Below are 16823 nucleotides of genomic sequence, written 5' to 3' on the forward strand. Positions count from 1 at the left end.
CGAACGAGGCAGCGAGGCCGCCCGTGGCAAGGCCGACGAAGATGATCAGAGGGCTGCCCTTAAGCGCGGCGATGAGATGGAAGCGCAGGTCCCGGTACTCCCTCATGCCCTCCGTGCCGGGCAGGACCAGCAGGCGTGGACGCAGGCCCGCGAAAATGATCCAGTCGAAGACAACCAGGTCGTAGACGGTCAGGGTGGCGAAGACCAGCGCCGCGCAGACCGCCGCCGGCAAGAAGGCCAGGCCGTCGTCCAGCGCCCCGTCCAGCCCGATCATCGCTGCCACCATCAGGGAACGCAGCACGCACCCCACACGAACACGCCGAAGAGCACTGCCACCCGCCGACCCCGCGCACTCTTGGGCTTCCCGTACCGCTCCTGGATAGCCGGTGGGTAGTCGTTGAGAAGGAAGTCCCGGCTGACCGCTGCCCCGGCGAACACCGCCGCGGTGAACAGGACGCTCAGCACCAGCCCGTACCCGACGCCGTACTTGATGATCATCGACCATTGCATACCCGCCCTCCAGGCTGACGTTAGGTTAGCCTTCCCTAATTTTTCTCGCCCCTCTCCTTGAAGTCAACGCACCACGAAGTTCAACCGCGGGCGGAGTCAGCCGAGTTCGTAGCGGATGCACCGCGGGCCAAGTCCTGCATGTGGGTGTTCCACCCTGGGCAAGTGACGGCCGGGCCGGGCCGAGGCGCATTGGTCACGGCGAACGCGCGGGGCCGCGGACACCGGGCGCCTCGGACCGCCGGCATGGACGTCCCCGGAGCCCGGCTGTAGCAGCGAAACGGCCCCGGCGCACCCCCGGGGGGCGCCGGGGCCGGGTGCGGACACCCTGACGCGGGGCTGGTCAGGTAGCGGGCGTAGTGGGATGACGTTTCCGCGGGCGAAGTGGGTGCCGTTGGAGAGGGGCTGCGGGCCCGTTACCGGTTGAGGACCTGCTCGACCTTGTCGGCCACGCGCTCGGACTGGATGTCGCGGCCCCGCTCATTGGGGTGCGCGTACCACAGGAGCTTCTGGCCGCCGATGTCGATCTGGGAGTTCTCCAGCAGGCCGCCGATGCCCCGGTTGACGCCGTCGCACGCCGTGTTGCTCCCGGTATGGGCGTAGAGGTCGACGAAGTCGGCGCCGGCGTCCGCGACGGCCTTCTTCGCCGTGTCGTCCAGCCGCTTCTGGATCTGGTCCAGGAACGGCAGGGCGTCCTGCGGGATGTCGGCGAGCGGCAGCTCCGTCTGGCCGGGTGCCGGGGTCAGGCACTTGGTGGTGTCCTCGGGCACGAGCCTGGGGTAGCCGACCAGGACGGGCTGCGCGTCGGGGGAGAAGTACCGGATGCGTTCGAGCATCTCCTCCAGGTCCCATCCGACCCGCTCGAACTGATCGTCCAGCCATTGCTTCCCGTCACCGGACTCGAAGAACTCGCGGCATGTGGCGGCCGGCTCATCCGGGTCCACCGGCTCTCCCGGCAGCAGGGCGTGCTCCGGGCTCCGGAGCTTGTCGGAACACTGCTTCAGGATGCGCGTGAAACCCAGCGTGTTGCCGCCCATGCTGCCCACGGCCAGCTGGGTGTCGGCCTTGAGCGCTTCCTGCTGCGGCGGGACCCTCAGGCCGCTGCCGGGCAGCAGCTCCTGCTCCTCCCAGAAGTGGTGGCTGAGTGCGCCTCCGCAGGAGACGTCCGACTGGACGTCGAGCGTGAGACCCTTGTCCGCCAGCCGCCGGGTGGCGACGGTCGGATAGTTCTCCTCCGCCTGGAAGCAGAGGAACCTGTCGCCGTCCTGGTGCCAGGGCGCGATGCCGTAGTTGGCGGTGTAGGAGTCGCCGAAGAAGACAGTCGGTACGGGGTCGGCTGGCGCCGCGTCGGCGCTTCCCGCCGGGCCGGCGAGCGCCAGGCAGCTGCCCAACGCCACGGCCGCGGCGGTCAGCCGCCGTGCCACGGGGGTGTTCGTCGTCCTACGCATGGCCGAAGACATGGCCGAAGACATGGCTGTGCCCTTTCGTCGAGGCCCGCAAAGTGAGGCGAGCGAGTCGGAACGCTACGTATGCGGCCTCGGGGATCAATCGGACCATGGTGGCGCTGGGGTTGATGGTGGCCGCACAGCACGGCTCCGGGATGCGGAGTCAGCTTCCTGGGCACCGCGAGGACGTCATCGGCAGGGCGATTGCGGTCACCCGCTCCAGCAGCCGGAGTTCCGCGCGCTGCCGGCGTAGGCGCGGCCGGGCGACACCGTGCCCATCTCCGAGATGTTCCGCCTCGTGCGTGGCACGACGGCGCGTTCTCCGCGACGGCGGGTACGCGTCGTGCCGCCCTCCGACGCGGTCGACGCAGGGTCGAGTCAGCCGATGGGGGAGCCCCCGCCCTCGCCGCCCTCACGGGCGTCGAGCAGTTCGTCCCAGTGCTCGGTCGCCCATCGGCACGCGGCGGCCGGCGGCTCCAGCATGCCGCAGCCCAGCGGTGTCAGCGCGTACTCCACCCGCAGTTTCGGGGCGGCGTGCACCGTGCGTGACACGAACCCGTTGCGCTCCAAGCGGCGGAGCAACCGGGCGAGCGCCTTCGGGATGACACGGCCCGGTGGCACGCGGAGTGCGGAGTATCTGCGCGGGCCGTCGTCCAGGCAGCGCAGGACCATGGGTGCCCATGTGTCACCGAAGCGGAAAGGCAGCAGGGAGGACGGGCACAGCTCGTCGAACACCTCGGGTGGCAGCGGTGGCCGCGGACCCGGCCGTAACGGTCAGCGCTCGAAGTCCGTCTCCTCGAGGCGCGTCTGCACCGTCCGGCCGCTTTCCCACGCATTGGCGCCCGCCGCCACCTCCGGCATGGGCACGTCCGCCCGGTTCTGCCGCTTGCGGGACGTCGAGATGCCGAGCCTCTCGTCCCGGGCCCGGATCATCTCGTCCGCGGCCTGTCCGTCCTCGGTGAACGCCATCATCAGCTGCGGAATCCCGTAGGGGAAGTCGTCACGGTCGTACTGCCAGGTGTGGAACGTCTTCCCGTACGTGGTCACAAGATCCTCGAAGTAGGCGTGTTCGGCCATGTCGGGGATGCCGGGAGCGGTGAGGATGCCGGACTTGACCTCGTAGTGGTGGCTGTGCCACAGCCGCTTCTCGTCCTCGGGCAGGCCGCGGAAACGCTCCTCGCTGATGATGTACTCGATGCCGATCAGACGGGCGTCGGGCGCGTTGCGGTCGAAGATCACGCACTGGTGCAGGTCGTGCTGGAGATGGATGCAGAAGTGCGTGGCTTCCACCTGCCGGCCCATGTCGTCGGCGTACAGGTGAAAGCCGTTGAGGTAGGTGCTCATCGCGTCGAGCGGGTACTTCGGCTGCATCGCGCCGGCCGCCAGGTCCAGTGCGCGGTGCTTGAGCGGGTGCCCCTTGCCGATCTTGCTGATCGTTGCCGCCTTGCGGCCGAGCAGGAGACCGGCCGCGGCGGTCACACCCGCCGCGACACCGATGCCGATCGCCGGCGCCCGGCCGGAGCCGCGCCGGCGGTGCGTGCCCTGTGTGATTGCCATGGGTGGCGAGTGCCCCGTGCCCGGTGGCCGTAACGGCCCACCGGGGCGAAAAGAGGGCGTGCCCCGTCCCGCCACTGTCGGCGTCAGGGGCCCGGCCAGGCCGGCTTCCACTGCCGCGACGACGTTCCTCGCGGTGTCCGCGGTGCCCCGCACGCCGGGCCGCAGCGCCACCTGGTCGCGGTGGAGGACGTCGAGCAGGTCGAGGATGTGCCCGGTGCCGCGCACGAGGCGGAACATCTCGGAGATGTGCACGGTGTCGCCCGGCCGCGCGTAGGTGAGCAGTTCGCGGAACCTCGGGCGCTGGAGGGGTGGAGGCGACTGGAGGTGCCCGGGTCCTCCTCGAAGACGACCGGGTCCTCGATCCCGGCCTCGGTAAGGGCCAGGTTCTGCCTGGGCAGTCGACTGCTGGTCGGTCGAGACCCGCTTGAAGACCGGGTTCGCCACCGAGGGCCTCTTCCGTACGGAGGATCGGACCCTATGTGTCACCGAACCCTGTCTGCAATCACCATCGGATCTGATGGGATTCGAGCCGCCGCGAACCCCCGGATGGCACGGGTTCATGGACGCGTCGGCGACCTGTCCGCAGACGACGGTCAGCCGCCGACAGGGGGGCGGTTTCGGGTAGCCCGGCTCGCCGCTGTCAGGCTTGCGCGGTGGGGCGGACGACGATCTCGCTGACATCGACGCCGTCGGGTTGTTCGATGGCGTAGCCGATGGCGGAGGCAACCGCCGAGGGCGGCATGGCGATCTCGTCCCGCTGCCGGGTCATCGCGGCCGCGGCTTCAGGGCTGGCTCCCTTGCCGATGCCTTCGGTATGGGTGAAGCCGGGTGAGACGAGGGTGACGCGCAGGTCGGGTCCCGACTCCTGGCGCAGACCCTCGGTAAGCACCTTCACCGCCGTTTTGGTGGCCGCGTAGACCGCCTGGGGGGTTTTGACGACGTAGGCCGCGGTGGAGCCGACGTTGACGAACTGGCCGAAGCGCTGCCGGCGGAAGAGGGGCAGAGCCGCCCCGATGCCGTTGAGCAGGCCGGTGATGTGGGTGGCGACCATGGCGTCCCAGTCATCCTGGCGCAGGTCGTCGAACGGCGAGACGGCCATCGTGCCCGCGTTGGAGACGAGGACGTCGAGTCGACCGTACTGGTTGAGGGCCGTGTCCGTCAGGCGCTGGAGGTCTTCGCGGCGCGTGACGTCGACGATGACGCCGGTGGCGGTGGCGCCCTTCGCCGTGATGCCGTCCACGACGGCGTTCAGCCGGTCCGCGCGCCGGGCTCCGAGCACGAGCCGGGCGCCCTTTTCGGCGAGGTAGGCCGCGGTTGCCTCCCCGATGCCGCTGCTGGCACCTGTGATCGCGACGACTTTGCCCTGGATACCCGACATGATCGGCTTCCTTTCTTGGGGGTGCGCGCAGGTCAGTGCGGTGACCTACAGTGAAACCGGAGGTGTCCCCAGTTAGTCCACAGTAAGTGGGGGCGTATCCGGTTAGCAAGTTCGAGAGGGCTTCGAAGAGGGGATGGCGAGCACTGATGACCGACGGAACGCTTCGGCCGCTGCGGGCTGACGCACGGCGGAACAGGGAGAAGATCCTTACGGCCGCTGTACGCGTCTTCACGACAGAGGGGCTGGACGCGCACCTTGAACGCATCGCGAAGGAGGCGGGCGTGGGCAGTGCGACCCTGTACCGCAACTTCCCCACCCGGGAGGCCCTGATCGAGGCGGTCTACCGCAACGAGGTGGCCCACCTGTGCGATGCCGCCCCCGTTCTCCTCACGCAGAAGCCGCCAGTGGAGGCCCTGCGCGCGTGGACACGCCTATTCCTGGACTACGTCACCGCCAAGTACGGCATGATCGACGCCCTGCGCGCCATCGCCGCGACGGGAAGCAATCCTTATGGTCACAGCCGGGAAATGATCCAGGCCGCCATTACCTCACTCATGGACGCTTGCACGGCCGCCGGGGCGATCCGCACCGATATCCGGCCCACCGACCTCGGCGCTGCCCTGGAAGGCATCGCCCTCACCTCGGCGGGTGCCGAACACCGACAGCAAGCGGAGCGCCTGCTCGACCTCACCCTGGACGGCCTCACGGTCCGCCCGTGAGGACGCGTGCGTCGGTCCGGTCCACCACCGCAGGGCCTCGGGCGGCCATTCCGCGCTGTCGTCGTCCTCGTCCAGCTCCGGCGCGTCCGGGTCGCGCAGCGGGCGCAGGGCGCCGGCGGCCGGGACGCCGGCGGTGAGGCCGTAGCGGCCGCTGCGTCGTACGCGTCGCCGGCCTGGAGGGCGGCAAAGGCCGCCGCCCAGGCCGGCGCGGCATGGGCCGTGGGCTACCGCGGGGCCCGTCGCGCGGGCGTATCCCGTCCCACCGGGAGGCGCGGCGAGCATATGAGGACCGGCAGGGCGCGAGGGGGCTCCGGCGTCAGTGCGCCACGCCGTACCGCACCCCGCGGAAGCCGGGCCGGTGACCTCCACCCCGGAGGTGGGGCGCGCCCGAGCCCGACGGCACGCCAAGCCCACCGTCAGGCGCACCGGGCCTTGGACCGGCCGACCTCGGTGAGCCCTCCTCCGCCACCGGCGGCGGTCACCCGCGGTCGTAGACGAGCAGCCCGTCCTCGCGCAGCCGGGCGCCCGCCGTCGGACGGTGCTCAGTGAGCCGGCCGTCATGGGCCACGTGCCACACGCGGGCGTGCCGCGCCAGGACCGCGAAGTCGGCGATGATCCGACGGTGGCAGCGCCACCACACGGACTCGGCGCACATCACGGCGGTACGGACGTCGGCCGCCTGCCGCAGCAACTCCTCCATGGCCGCCAGGAAGTCCGGGTGGCGGGTGTAGCCCGCGTATCCCCGGAAAGAAGCGTTTTCCCAGAAGACGTCAGGGGAGTCCGGAACCACTTTCCGGAAGCCGCCCAGCCGCTGCTCCCACCGGTAGTCGATCCCCTCCTCCGGCAGCCACCGCGGCAGTGCTCCACGGCCCGCGTCCGGGTTGTGCCGGCTGCCGGGCGCGGTCCGTACATCGACGACGGCCCGTACACCGGCGCCGTGCAGCAGCGCGGCCAGCCGTTCGCGCCCCGCGGTGCCGTGTCCGAACGTCAGCAGTGTCACCGCGGCCGTCCTCGGCGATTCGGGGCGCATCACACGCGGTGCGGGTCCGATGCGCCGGTCACTGCTTCCCGGCCAGCCATTCGGCCAGGACAGCGGCCTGACTGCGGTCCACGTCCCGGGTGGCGGTCAGCAGCGTGAGCCTGTCGTGCGCGGCGAGGTCCCGCAGATGCTCCGCGGCCTGCCGGTGTCCGGCATCGCGCAGTTCGGCCGGGTAGCGGCGGCGGAACTCGGTGAAACGGCTGGGCTCGTGCGCGTACCACGTGTGCAGATCGCTGGACGGGGCGATATCGCGCAGCCACTCGTCCAGGTGAGCGTCCTCCTTGCGCATGCCCCGCGGCCAGACCCGATCGACCAGGACACGCTTGCCGTCGGCCGGAGAGGACTCTTCATAGACCCGCCGGTAGGTGATCTGCCTGACCATGACGGCACCCTCCGAACCAGATCGGCCGCCCCGGCCCGGGGCCGGTGGACGGCGCGTACCGCACCGCATACGGACGTGTCCTGCCGCGCCCACTCTATCGGCGAACCCCCGCGCGAGCCGATCGGACCGCGGCCGGGAGCACCCGGCCACCGCCCGGTGCGACCATGGCGAGGAGGAGGCCGAGCATGCGCAGCAGCCGCCGGACGACACAGAAGCCTGATTTCCCCGCGCGCACCGCTCCCCGAGCCGGCTCGCTGGACGGACTCGACGCGGCGATCGCCACCTGCCGGGCCTGCCCGCGCCTGGTGGCCTGGCGGGAGGAAGCCGCCCGGGTCAAGCGCAGGGCGTTTCGGGACTGGGAGTACTGGGCGCGGCCGGTGCCCGGATTCGGCCCGGCGGACGCACCGCTGGGGATCGTCGGCCTGGCCCCGGCCGCGCACGGCGGGAACCGCACCGGGCGCATCTTCACCGGTGACCCCTCGGGCGACGCGCTGTACGCCGCCCTGTACGACCTCGGGCTGGCCTCTCAGCCCACTGCCACCCACCGGGGCGACCGGCTGGAGCTGTACGGGGTGCGGATCACGGTGCCGGTGCACTGTGCCCCGCCCGGCAACCGGCCCACCACCGGTGAGCGGGACACCTGCCGGCCGTGGCTCGCCCGCGAACTGGAACTGCTGCGGCCCGCCCTGCGGGCGATCGTGGTGCTCGGCGCGTTCGCCTGGCAGGCGCTGTTGCCGGTGCTCACGGACGCGGGATGGCAGCAGCCTCGCCCGCGCCCGGTCTTCGGACACGGAGCCGAGGTCCTGCTCGCCCATTCCGGCGGCGGACGGCCGCTGCACCTGGTCGGCGGCTACCACCCCAGCCAGCGCAACATGTCCACCCGCACCCTGACCCCCGCCATGCTCCGCGATGTGCTGCGCCGCGGAGCCCGGGTCGGCGGGCTCCCGGTACGGCTGTACCACGGCGGGCCGGGCGCCTGAGCGGCACCGTCGGCCACGACCGCGTGAGTGCCCACCCGGGCGGCGGTCCGGCCGAGCCCGCGACCAGGCCCGGTCGCGGCCGTGGAGAGCGGGGAGCCGATGGGCGCGGCGCCCAGGTGGCGGCAGCGCGCGCACTGCTCGCTCCGTGTTCCCCCCTCGCCCGCACGGTCTCGAGCAGCCCGGCCAGCCCGGCCAGCCCGGCCAGCCCGGCCAGCCCGGCCAGCCCGGCCGGCCCGGCCGGAAGTCCATGGCCCCGGCGCCGGACCGGTCCGCTCCGTGGTGACGGGCCGCGTCCTGGGCGTTGCCCGGCTCGGTGGCGGAGGTGGAACGGGACGTCGGCCACCGGAACGCCGAGGGCCGACGCCACCGCGTGCGCCGGCCCTTCGGAACGCCTGGTGTGTCAGCGGCGGCGGCGGAACGCCTTCCGTACGAAGTGGACGATCAGCCAGATCACCAGCGCCACGATGACGATGAAGACGATCAGGAGCACGATCAGGAAAATGCCCAGCTTCTTGAAGAACCCGCGCTTCTTCTTGCCCTCCTTCTTGGGCTTCTCCTTGCTCACCGACACGCTCCGGACGGGCTGGGCCGTGGAGTGGCGGTGGGTGGCGCTCGTGTGCTTGTGGGCGTGCGGGGTGTGGGACAGAGCGGTGTCGGCGGTGGTGTTGACCATCTGTCCTCGCGCCGTGGGCTGCTGGGCCGCGATCGCCGATGTGGGCGCGGCCAGCAGCAGTACCGTGCCGAGCAGCGCGCTCAGGACGGCGGTCAGCCGGCGGCTGGGTGTCATAAGGGTCCCCCCAGGGAGATGCGTGGCTGTAGTGATCGCCCTCATTATCCCGGGACACGGTATCGGTAGCCGCGGCCCCTCTTCGACGGTGCGCTGATCGCCTCGGCAGCGCGCAGGCCGCCGACGCGGCCCGGACCTTCGGCGCCCGCCGGGTGATTCCCGTCCACTGCGACAGCTGGGCCCACTTCCTCCTCGGGAGGCGGTGCGATCGTCAACGTCGCCTCCAACCGGGAGGGTTCATGGGTGGGGAGGCATGTGGTCCCCTGGATCGGTAATGTCGCAGCCGTCCGGATGATGAGGTGGCACGGTGACCAACCACGACGAGGCGGGGGCCGTCCGGCCGTTGACACTGGCCTGGGTGAACCGGCACCTGGAGACCGGCGAACAGGTCGTCCGAACCGAGGTGCTGCACGGCGGCATCACCGCCGAAATGCGGAGGCTGACCGTCGGCACGTGGGACGGAGCCACCCGTGACCTGGTGCTGCGGAGCTTCGTCGACCCGTTCTACGTGGAGCGCGCCGAGGATGGGCTGAACCGCGAGGCCGGTGCCCTGACCCTGGTCACCGGGACCGGCGTGCCGGCTCCTGGACTGGTCGCGGTGGATCCGACCGCCGCGCAGTGCGAGTATCCGTCGCTGCTGATGACCCATCTGGCGGGCCGGACGGTCCTGGGCGATGAGGGGGTGGAGACGCGAGTCCCTCTGCTGGCCCGTCAACTCGTGGCGATCCACGCGTTGCGACCCGCCGAGCGGCCCCGGGAGTACGTGGCGTTGACGACCGCCGACACCGTCGTGGTTCCGAAGGGCGCCGACGCGGCGGCATGGGCCGCGGCGATCGACGTGATCCGAGAGCCCGCGCCGCCCTACGAAGGGCGGTTCCTGCACCGGGACTTCCAACCCGGCAACGTGCTGTTCGACGTGCCGCCGTCAGGGTCGGCGGGTACGCGGATCACCGGCGTCGTCGACTGGGCGGCTGCCTCCTGGGGCCCGGCGGATCTCGATGTGGCGCACTGCTCCGTCAATCTCGCGCTGCTGCACGGCCCGGCGTGGGGTCTGCGGTTCACCGAGGCGTATGAGGAGGCCGGCGGGGTGCTGGCCGCGGCCGCCGGCGAGCGGCTGTACTGGCAGGTGCGGGACGCGCTGGCCGCCTCGGAAGAAGTGCGGTGGGTGGCGCAGGCATGGCGGAAGGCGGGGAGGCCAGAGCTGACGACGCGCGCCGTGGAGGAGCGGCTGGACGCCTATGTCACCGCCGTGATGGACGCGCTGGGCTGATGCTCCTGCGGCGCAGGTCGAACGTCTCGACGTACGTCCGCTCCAGCTCCTCGGGGCCCCCGCCCGCGCGCCGCTGCGGCGGGCGGGCACTCTTGTCGTCCTCCATGGTCATGAACGCTAGGCGCCGGGCCCGCTCCGAGCCCGGGGCCGAACGTTCCCGTCCGGAAGTCCGCTTCGGCCCGCTCCGGAGCCGCGATCAGGGCCTGGTGGGCGATGCCCGGAGGCCGTCCGGCCCGGGGCGCCGACCGCCGCGGCACGGTGAGGCCGGTCCTCGCGGTCCGGCGGCCACGGCTCGGCCGTCCGGCGATCCGGCCGCGGCCGCCGCCGTCCCCGGCCATGGCGGCGGCCGCACCAACCCGTTCAGCCCCAGGCGGCCGTGGGACGAAGGACCGTTGGCCCCGATGGACGGGCTCATTGGCCGCCGCGCCGAGACCGCCCGATGCCGGACGCTGGGTGCCGACCGATCCGGAGGTATCCCGTGTACGACCGCACCGAGCGCCCGTTCGGCCGTCTCCACCGCCGTTCCCCGTGGCGGGCGCCGCACGCGGGCCGGACCGGTCAGCGTCCGGCCGCCCGCCACGTCCGCCCTGACTCCCGGGCGGCCGGACGCACACCGCGCACCGACCGTCGACAAGGAGGGCGGTTATCCGTCCGGGCCCGGCCGGTCCGGCGGCTCGCAGGTGCTGGACTCGGCCCCTGCCCGAGGGGGATGCGCCCAGACCACGTATCCCGCGACCGGCCCCCACTCCTTGCCTTCGTTCGGCCACGAGATGCGCCACGCCGCGTCCGGGGCCAGGGGCATGGTGGAGGTGAGCGAGCAGTGGACGCCGTCGGCCTGTGGTCCCTGGTGCGCTTCCTGCCATGTGACCGGTGCGGTGGTGTGGGTGGGCGGACAGCTGGTCCTGTCGCTGGTGGTCCTGCCGGTGGCTCGGCGGATGCTGTCCGCGGTTGCCGGGGACACCTTCGCGGCCGGGGCGGGACGTCGCTTCGGACTGCTGACCGGGGCGGTGTTCCTGCCCCTCCACCTCGGCACCGGCTGGGCCATGGCCTGGCACACCGGCGTCACCTGGGCCTCGCTCACCGACCCCGGCTACGGGCGCGCCCTGGCGACCAAGCTCGGGCTGTTCGCCCTGGTCATGCCCGCCGCCGCCGGCCATGGCGTCGCATACGCCGAGGGACGCCCCGCACTGGCCCGGGCGCTTGCCGTCGGCTCGCCGGCCGGTTCCCCGGGCGTCGTCCTGCTCGCCACCGCCCTGCCCGCCCCATGAAGTCGGCGCCCCCGGGTCCTGGCAAGCCGACAGGCGCCGGTGATCTCGAACGAGAGAGGAAGCGAGGAAGCATGGTGTTCACCCCCTCCCTGGACGCGACCGCCCTGGAGACGCTGCTCGCCGCGGCCGTGGCGGCGCCGTCCATCCACAACACACAGCCCTGGCGCTTCCGGGTGAACCCCGACAACCACGCGCTGGAGGTCCGTGCGGTGCGGGAACGGTCGCTGCCGATGGCCGACCCCGACGGCCGCGCACAGCACCTGTCCATGGGCGCGGCCGTGTTCAACCTCAAAGCCGCCGCCCTGCACCTGCGACACCACCCGGAGGTGCGGCTGCTCCCCGACCCGAGCGAGCCCGATCTGATAGCCGTCGTGCGGCTCGCCGGCCCCATCGGTCCGCACGACCACCCCCGGCGGAGGCTGGACCTGTACGACGCCATCGCCCGGCGGCACACCAGCCGCATGCCGTTCACCGGCCGCCCGGTGCCCGACCCGGTGGTGACGGAAATGTCGGAGGCGGCGCGCACCGAGGGCGCGCGCCTGTGTCTGCCGGACATCGCCGGGACCCGGCGGCTGCTGCACCTGACCGCCGTCGCCGAGGCCCGCAACCACGCCAACTCGTCGCGCACCGCCGAAGCACGCGCCTGGATCACGGCACCGGGGTCGGACAGGCCGTACGGCATCCCGGTCACGGCCCTCGGCCCGCAGGACGCGGCCGGACGCATGCCGATGCGGGACTTCACCGGCCCGTTCCCCACACTGCATCCGCCCGCCCTGCGTTTCGAACGCCACGCCCAGGTCGCCTTGTTGTGGACCTCACACGACCGCAGGAAGGACTGGCTCTCCGCGGGCCAGGCCCTGCAGCACGTGCTGTTGACGGCAACGGCGCACGGCGTCCGCACCTCGCTCCTTCACCAGGCGATGGAATGGCCGGACCTGCGCGCGGCCATCGGCCACCCGCGCCGGGGCTGCCATCCCCAACTGCTGATCCGCTTCGGCTACGGGCCGGACGGCGGCCGCACGCCCCGGGCCCGCGGACAGGCCGCGGCCGAATCGCCGTGAGCGGCGGTGGGTGGCCCCGGCTCCGTGAGGTGAGTGCCCTTCAGGGCGGTTGCCCGTCGCGGCGCGGTCAGGCCGCGCCGTGCGCGCCGGTGACCTCCCGGCCGGTGACCATCTCGGACTCGACGCGGACGAGGACGTCATCGCGCGTGACCACCCAGGAGCGTGGGCCGACCCGGGAGAGGCGTTCGAGTTCGGCGGGGTCGGTGACCACGGCCGCCCGGCCGGTGACGACGACGCTCCACCCGGAGCGGGCCGCGGCGTCGAAGTCGTCGGCCTCGAAGGCCACCACGACCCCGTCGATGGCGTGGACGAGACCTGAGCCGGCCGAGGTGCGCAGGAGCACGGAGGAGTCCGCGTCCAGGGAGAAGTTGACCGGGAGCACCGCGGGCAGCGCCTGCCGCGTGTACACGACGCGACCGACCGGCACCTTGGCCAGCCGGCGCAGGCACTCCTGCCGATCGAGTACGTGAAAGCCTTCGTTGTGGAACATCGGTCCATGCTGCCGTCCCCGGCGGGGGCACCGTTAGGGCCGTATGGCCTCTGCCCTGCGCCGGCTGTTCCGGCCGGGGCGCGCGGACGACCTCGTACCGGACCTGGTGATCCGGCCGGACGGGAAACCGGGGACCGCCGGGCCGGAGGGTGAGGCCGGACGGCCCACCGTATCTGTGCGCGCTCTGCCACGCCACACCGGAGATCAGATGACACCTGCCCACCGCGACCGTGCCGAGCCGGGCGCCCTGGGCCTCGTCCTCGCGCGCTCGACCCGCCTGCTGGGCGCGGAACCGTTCTTCATGGAGTTCATCGCCGGGATGGAGGAGAGCCTGGTGGCGCGCGATATGTCGGTGCTGCTCCACGTCGTCCCGACGTACGAGGAGGAGATCGCCGCGTATCGCCGGTGGACGGAGGGAGGTCTGGTCGACGCGGTGGTCGTGGTCAACCTCACCGAGGGCGACCGAAGGCCGGCCGTTCTGCGGGAGCTGGGTCTGCCGGCGGTCCTCGTCGGCACCTGGCGGGACGACCCCGGCCTGCCGACCGTGCGCACCGACGACCGCGGCCCGGTCCGCGACGCCATGGCCCGGCTGGCGGAACTCGGACACCGCGTCATCGCTCGTGTCGCGGGACCGCGGTCCCTGCTGCACACCCAGGCCCGTACCGCGGCTCAGCAGGAGGAGTGCCGGGAGGCGGGCATCGAGGCGGTGGTCGTCGACGGCGACTACACGGCCGAGTCCGGGGCCCGGCTCACCGCCGAACTGCTCAAGCGGAACCCCCGGCCCACGGCGATCCTCTACGACAACGACGTGATGGCGGTCGCCGGACTGGCCACGGCCAAGGACCTGGGCCTGGAGGTCCCCGCCGATCTGTCACTGATCGCCTGGGACGACTCCACTCTCTGCCGGCTGGCCTCGCCCCCGCTGACGACCATGACCGTCGACGTACACCGCTACGGCGTACTGGTCGCGGAAGCCGCCCTGGACCACATCGACGGCCGGCCCGCCGCCGAGCGCTGGTCTGCGACGGCCCACTTCGTGCAACGCGGGACGACGGGCCCCGCACCCGCCTGACCGACAGCGACGGCGAGCCCGCGCACCGCGAAGCCGCTTCGCGTGCCCGGGGCCTGACGCACCCTCAGACCAGGGCGGTCGCCGCGCTCAGTCGCGCCTGGTGGCCTGTTTCCTGGACCACGCGGTGGCGTCGGCGCCGTATCGGACCAACAGGCGTGCGAACTGAACCCGCTCCTCCGGTGACCAGGCAGCGGTGATCTCCTGGAACGCCTTTCGCTGCTCAGCGGCAAAGCGGTTGCGTTCGGCCTCGCCGTGCTCGGTGAGTTCGAGCACCGTACGGCGTCCATCGAACTGGGACGCCGTACGGCGCAGCAACCCGTCGGCTATGCACGCGGCGACGGTCCGGCTGGCCACCGGCTGGGCGACGCCCATCTCGGCGGCGAGGCCACCGACGGTCAGCTCGCCCGGCGCATCGGCGATCACATTGAGTACGAGGTTGCGGGAGAGGTCCTTGCTCGAAGCGGGCGCGCGTCGCCGCAGACGGGACAGCGCCGGGCCGATCTGGTCCAGCGCGCGGTCGTCGGGGGGCTGCTCGGAGGAAGACGCGCTGCTCATGTGCCCGAGTCTAGCCCGCGCCCGGACATTTGCATACCCTCTGGCAAGTGCATAGCATCCGGTATGCAAATACTGGCGAGCAAGAAACGAGGCGGGCCGCTCATGGCACTCACCGCTATCACCAACGCCCGGGTCTTCGACGGGGAGAAGACGGTCGGCGTGCGGACCGTGGTCATCGACGGCGGGAGGATCGCCCGTGTCGGTGGCGACGCCCCCCGGGACAGTGAGATCGTCGATGGCAGCGGCGCCACCCTGCTGCCGGGACTCATCGACGCACATGTTCACTCCGCCCCGGGTTCCCTGGCACTCGCCCTGCGGTTCGGGGTGACGACCGAACTGGAGATGCAGGGGATGCACACCCGGGAGAACCGGGCGCACATCACCGAGGACGACACCGTGGCCGACGTGCGTTCCGCCGGCTTCGGCATCACCCCGCCCGGCGGTCACCCGAGTGAGCTGATGCCCGAGGGATTCCGGCCGAAGTGGGAACTCCCCCCGGTGATGCCCCTGATGCCGTTCTCCACCACGCCGGAGGAAGCGGCCGCCTTCGTCCCCCAACTCCTCGCCCGGGGATCCGACTTCATCAAGTTCATGATCGACGACGGCACTGTGGAGGGACACCCCGGGCTGCCGTCGCTCGACCAGGCCACCGTGAACGCCGGTGTGGCGGAAGCCAAGAAGTACGGGGCCCTCACCGTGGCCCACGCGCTGACCGTGGAGGCCACCAGGATGGCCGCCGAAGCCGGTATCGACGGCGTCGTCCACGTGTTCATGGACCAGCCGCACACCGCCGAGATCATCGGCCTCATCAAGGACGCGGGCATGTTCGTGGTTCCCTGCATCACCCTCAACGCCTCGATGATGGGGATCACCGGCAGCGAACTCGCCGACGACCCCCGGGTCGCCGCACGCCTGGACAGCGCGTGGGACCAGACCCTGCGCGCCAGCTACAACCGCTACCCGCAGGGCAGGCTCGACGACGTGTACGACACCGTGCGCGCTCTGGACGCCGCCGGTGTCGACGTGCTGGCCGGCACCGACGTTTCCATGCCCGAGACCTTCTTCGGGGGCCTGGCGCACGGAGCGAGCCTGCACCACGAACTGCAGTACCTCGTGGCCGCCGGCCTCACGCCCGCACGGGCCCTGCGCGCGGCCACGGCGACCACCGCCCGCCGCTTCCGCCTCAGCGACCGGGGCCGCATCGCCGAGGGACTCCGCGCCGACCTGCTGCTGGTCGACGGCGACCCGACCAGCGACATCAGCGACACTCTCAACACCCGCGCCATCTGGCGCCGCGGCGCCCGCCTGGCGGAATGACCGCGGTCCGCCGTCCTCCGCGGGTGCGGCCATCGCCGTAGCGGACGTGCGCGTCGTCCGGGTTGACCAGGGCCGCGGCGACGGCATCGGGCCCATGGCCGTCGCCGGGCCGGGGGCGACGGCGGGTGCGCTCGATGGACGGGCCGGCGTCCTGGTGGAATCGCGCCGACATGGCCATCCGCTCCGCGTGTGACCGGCCCCACAGGCCCTCCGCCGGACGTTCTCGCAGTGCGTGCGTCTTCCACCCGCTACGGTCTCCGGGTGACCGAACCGCAGACCGTGCGTGCCACCCGTGAGTCCTACGACGCCATCGCGTCCACCTACGCGCAGCTGTTCAGCGACTCCCTGCGCGACCGTCCCCTGGAACGCGCCCTCCTGAGCGCCTTCGCGGAGCTGGTGCGGGCGGACGGTGACGGCGAGGTCGCAGACCTCGGCTGCGGGCCGGGGTACGTCACCGCTCATCTGCACGGGTTGGGCCTGAACGCCTTCGGTGTCGATGCCTCCCCGGTGATGGTCGAGCTGGCTCGCGAGGCGAACCCCGGGCTTCGGTTCGAGGTCGGCTCGATGGCCGCGCTGGACATCGAGGACGGCGCGCTGGGCGGGGTGCTCTCGCGGTGGTCCGTCATCCACACCCCGCCGCGGGACGTTCCCGCCGTCCTGGCCGAGATCGCCCGGGTCCTGGCTCCCGGCGGGCACCTGTTGATCAGTTTTCCCGCCACTGACGGCCCCCACCACGAGACGCGGGCCTACGACCACGCGGTGGTAACGGCCTACCGCTGGTGCCCCGACCGTTTCGCCGCGCTCCTGCGTGACCACGGCCTGGCCGAGGCGGCCCGCACGGTGATCGAACCGATCCCCACCGACCAGCGGCAGTTCCAGGAGGTCCAGCTCCTCGCCCGCAAGGCGTAGACCCCGGTCATGTGATGGCAACGGCTCGGACCGGTGGGCTGGGGACCGCGCGGGAACGCCTCGGTGGCCAGGTGTTCCTCGGCCGTT

Annotated in this window: 19 protein-coding genes and 2 pseudogenes; 8 read left to right on the forward strand and 13 right to left on the reverse strand. The window is 71.9% G+C overall.

Features of this window, described 5'->3' with window-relative positions:
- The 7 genes and pseudogenes from AXW62_RS02125 to AXW62_RS02150 form a co-directional block, all read right to left on the reverse strand.
- Nucleotides 1–301, reverse strand: a pseudogene (locus tag AXW62_RS02125) (hypothetical protein); the annotation flags it as partial.
- Entirely contained in the window at nt 286–498 is a 213-nt protein-coding gene (locus tag AXW62_RS02130) for a hypothetical protein (protein ID WP_159060788.1), read from the reverse strand. The gene AXW62_RS02130 and the pseudogene AXW62_RS02125, both read right to left, overlap by 16 nt.
- Nucleotides 499–923: 425 nt before the next feature.
- On the reverse strand, nt 924–1955 hold the full coding sequence (locus tag AXW62_RS02135; protein ID WP_079105362.1) for an SGNH/GDSL hydrolase family protein: 1032 nt from the start codon (nt 1953–1955) through the stop codon (nt 924–926).
- Between the two features lie 375 nt (nt 1956–2330).
- Entirely contained in the window at nt 2331–2687 is a 357-nt protein-coding gene (locus AXW62_RS02140) for a winged helix-turn-helix transcriptional regulator (protein ID WP_060942974.1), read from the reverse strand.
- 39 nt (nt 2688–2726) lie between these two features.
- A complete protein-coding gene (locus AXW62_RS02145; RefSeq protein ID WP_060942983.1) occupies nt 2727–3509 on the reverse strand; it encodes an OBAP family protein in 783 nt (260 codons plus the stop codon).
- A 171-nt stretch (nt 3510–3680) separates the two neighbouring features.
- Nucleotides 3681–4190: pseudogene (locus AXW62_RS45360) on the reverse strand (hypothetical protein); the annotation flags it as partial.
- Complete coding sequence (locus AXW62_RS02150) at nt 4150–4887, reverse strand: SDR family oxidoreductase (protein ID WP_060942975.1); 738 nt, start codon at nt 4885–4887, stop codon at nt 4150–4152. The gene AXW62_RS02150 and the pseudogene AXW62_RS45360, both read right to left, overlap by 41 nt.
- Before the next feature lie 146 nt (nt 4888–5033).
- Here AXW62_RS02150 and AXW62_RS02155 point away from each other — a divergent pair, with 146 nt between their 5' ends.
- Entirely contained in the window at nt 5034–5606 is a 573-nt protein-coding gene (locus AXW62_RS02155) for a TetR/AcrR family transcriptional regulator (protein ID WP_079105361.1), read from the forward strand.
- 478 nt (nt 5607–6084) lie between these two features.
- On the opposite strand, the gene AXW62_RS02160 is transcribed toward AXW62_RS02155, so the two are convergent.
- Both AXW62_RS02160 and AXW62_RS02165 read right to left on the reverse strand, forming a co-directional pair.
- A complete protein-coding gene (locus AXW62_RS02160; protein ID WP_060942985.1) occupies nt 6085–6636 on the reverse strand; it encodes a DUF488 domain-containing protein in 552 nt (183 codons plus the stop codon).
- A 28-nt stretch (nt 6637–6664) separates the two neighbouring features.
- Nucleotides 6665–7027: a DUF488 domain-containing protein gene (locus AXW62_RS02165; RefSeq protein ID WP_060942976.1), complete on the reverse strand. Its 363-nt coding sequence runs from the start codon at nt 7025–7027 to the stop codon at nt 6665–6667.
- 185 nt (nt 7028–7212) lie between these two features.
- On the opposite strand from AXW62_RS02165, the gene AXW62_RS02170 reads away from it, so the two are divergent.
- Nucleotides 7213–8007, forward strand: a complete 795-nt coding sequence (locus AXW62_RS02170; RefSeq protein ID WP_060942977.1) for a uracil-DNA glycosylase — start codon at nt 7213–7215, stop codon at nt 8005–8007.
- Nucleotides 8008–8407: 400 nt separating this feature from the next.
- Here AXW62_RS02170 and AXW62_RS02175 read toward each other — a convergent pair whose 3' ends face one another.
- Nucleotides 8408–8794 (reverse strand): hypothetical protein, encoded by a 387-nt coding sequence (locus tag AXW62_RS02175; RefSeq protein WP_060942978.1) that lies wholly within the window; start codon nt 8792–8794, stop codon nt 8408–8410.
- 307 nt (nt 8795–9101) lie between these two features.
- Between AXW62_RS02175 and AXW62_RS02180 the strand changes: the two genes are divergently transcribed.
- The gene (locus AXW62_RS02180; RefSeq protein ID WP_060942979.1) at nt 9102–10064 is read left to right on the forward strand and encodes a phosphotransferase family protein; all 963 of its coding nucleotides are present in this window, start codon (nt 9102–9104) and stop codon (nt 10062–10064) included.
- Here AXW62_RS02180 and AXW62_RS46565 read toward each other — a convergent pair.
- On the reverse strand, nt 10036–10170 hold the full coding sequence (locus AXW62_RS46565; RefSeq protein ID WP_280142927.1) for a hypothetical protein: 135 nt from the start codon (nt 10168–10170) through the stop codon (nt 10036–10038). The genes AXW62_RS02180 and AXW62_RS46565 overlap by 29 nt on opposite strands.
- 643 nt (nt 10171–10813) lie before the next feature.
- On the opposite strand from AXW62_RS46565, the gene AXW62_RS02185 reads away from it, so the two are divergent.
- Together AXW62_RS02185 and AXW62_RS02190 are read left to right on the forward strand one after the other, a co-directional pair.
- Entirely contained in the window at nt 10814–11332 is a 519-nt protein-coding gene (locus tag AXW62_RS02185; RefSeq protein WP_214516834.1) for a hypothetical protein, read from the forward strand.
- Nucleotides 11333–11406: 74 nt separating this feature from the next.
- A complete protein-coding gene (locus AXW62_RS02190) occupies nt 11407–12393 on the forward strand; it encodes an Acg family FMN-binding oxidoreductase (protein WP_060942986.1) in 987 nt (328 codons plus the stop codon).
- Between the two features lie 67 nt (nt 12394–12460).
- On the opposite strand, the gene AXW62_RS02195 is transcribed toward AXW62_RS02190, so the two are convergent.
- Nucleotides 12461–12883 (reverse strand): pyridoxamine 5'-phosphate oxidase family protein, encoded by a 423-nt coding sequence (locus AXW62_RS02195; RefSeq protein WP_060942980.1) that lies wholly within the window; start codon nt 12881–12883, stop codon nt 12461–12463.
- Nucleotides 12884–13091: 208 nt separating this feature from the next.
- Between AXW62_RS02195 and AXW62_RS02200 the strand changes: the two genes are divergently transcribed.
- Nucleotides 13092–13955, forward strand: coding sequence for a LacI family DNA-binding transcriptional regulator (locus AXW62_RS02200; protein ID WP_060942987.1), 864 nt, complete (start codon nt 13092–13094; stop codon nt 13953–13955).
- Between the two features lie 87 nt (nt 13956–14042).
- Here the strand turns inward: AXW62_RS02200 and AXW62_RS02205 are convergent, their stop codons facing one another.
- Complete coding sequence (locus AXW62_RS02205; RefSeq protein WP_060942981.1) at nt 14043–14510, reverse strand: MarR family winged helix-turn-helix transcriptional regulator; 468 nt, start codon at nt 14508–14510, stop codon at nt 14043–14045.
- 102 nt (nt 14511–14612) lie between these two features.
- On the opposite strand from AXW62_RS02205, the gene AXW62_RS02210 reads away from it, so the two are divergent.
- Both AXW62_RS02210 and AXW62_RS02215 read left to right on the forward strand, forming a co-directional pair.
- Complete coding sequence (locus AXW62_RS02210) at nt 14613–15827, forward strand: amidohydrolase family protein (protein WP_060942982.1); 1215 nt, start codon at nt 14613–14615, stop codon at nt 15825–15827.
- 261 nt (nt 15828–16088) lie between these two features.
- Nucleotides 16089–16736 (forward strand): class I SAM-dependent DNA methyltransferase, encoded by a 648-nt coding sequence (locus AXW62_RS02215; protein ID WP_060942988.1) that lies wholly within the window; start codon nt 16089–16091, stop codon nt 16734–16736.
- The last annotated feature ends 87 nt before the right edge of the window (nt 16737–16823 follow it).

Source organism: Streptomyces hygroscopicus subsp. hygroscopicus, assembly GCF_001553455.1.
In the GTDB taxonomy this organism is placed as follows: domain Bacteria; phylum Actinomycetota; class Actinomycetes; order Streptomycetales; family Streptomycetaceae; genus Streptomyces; species Streptomyces hygroscopicus.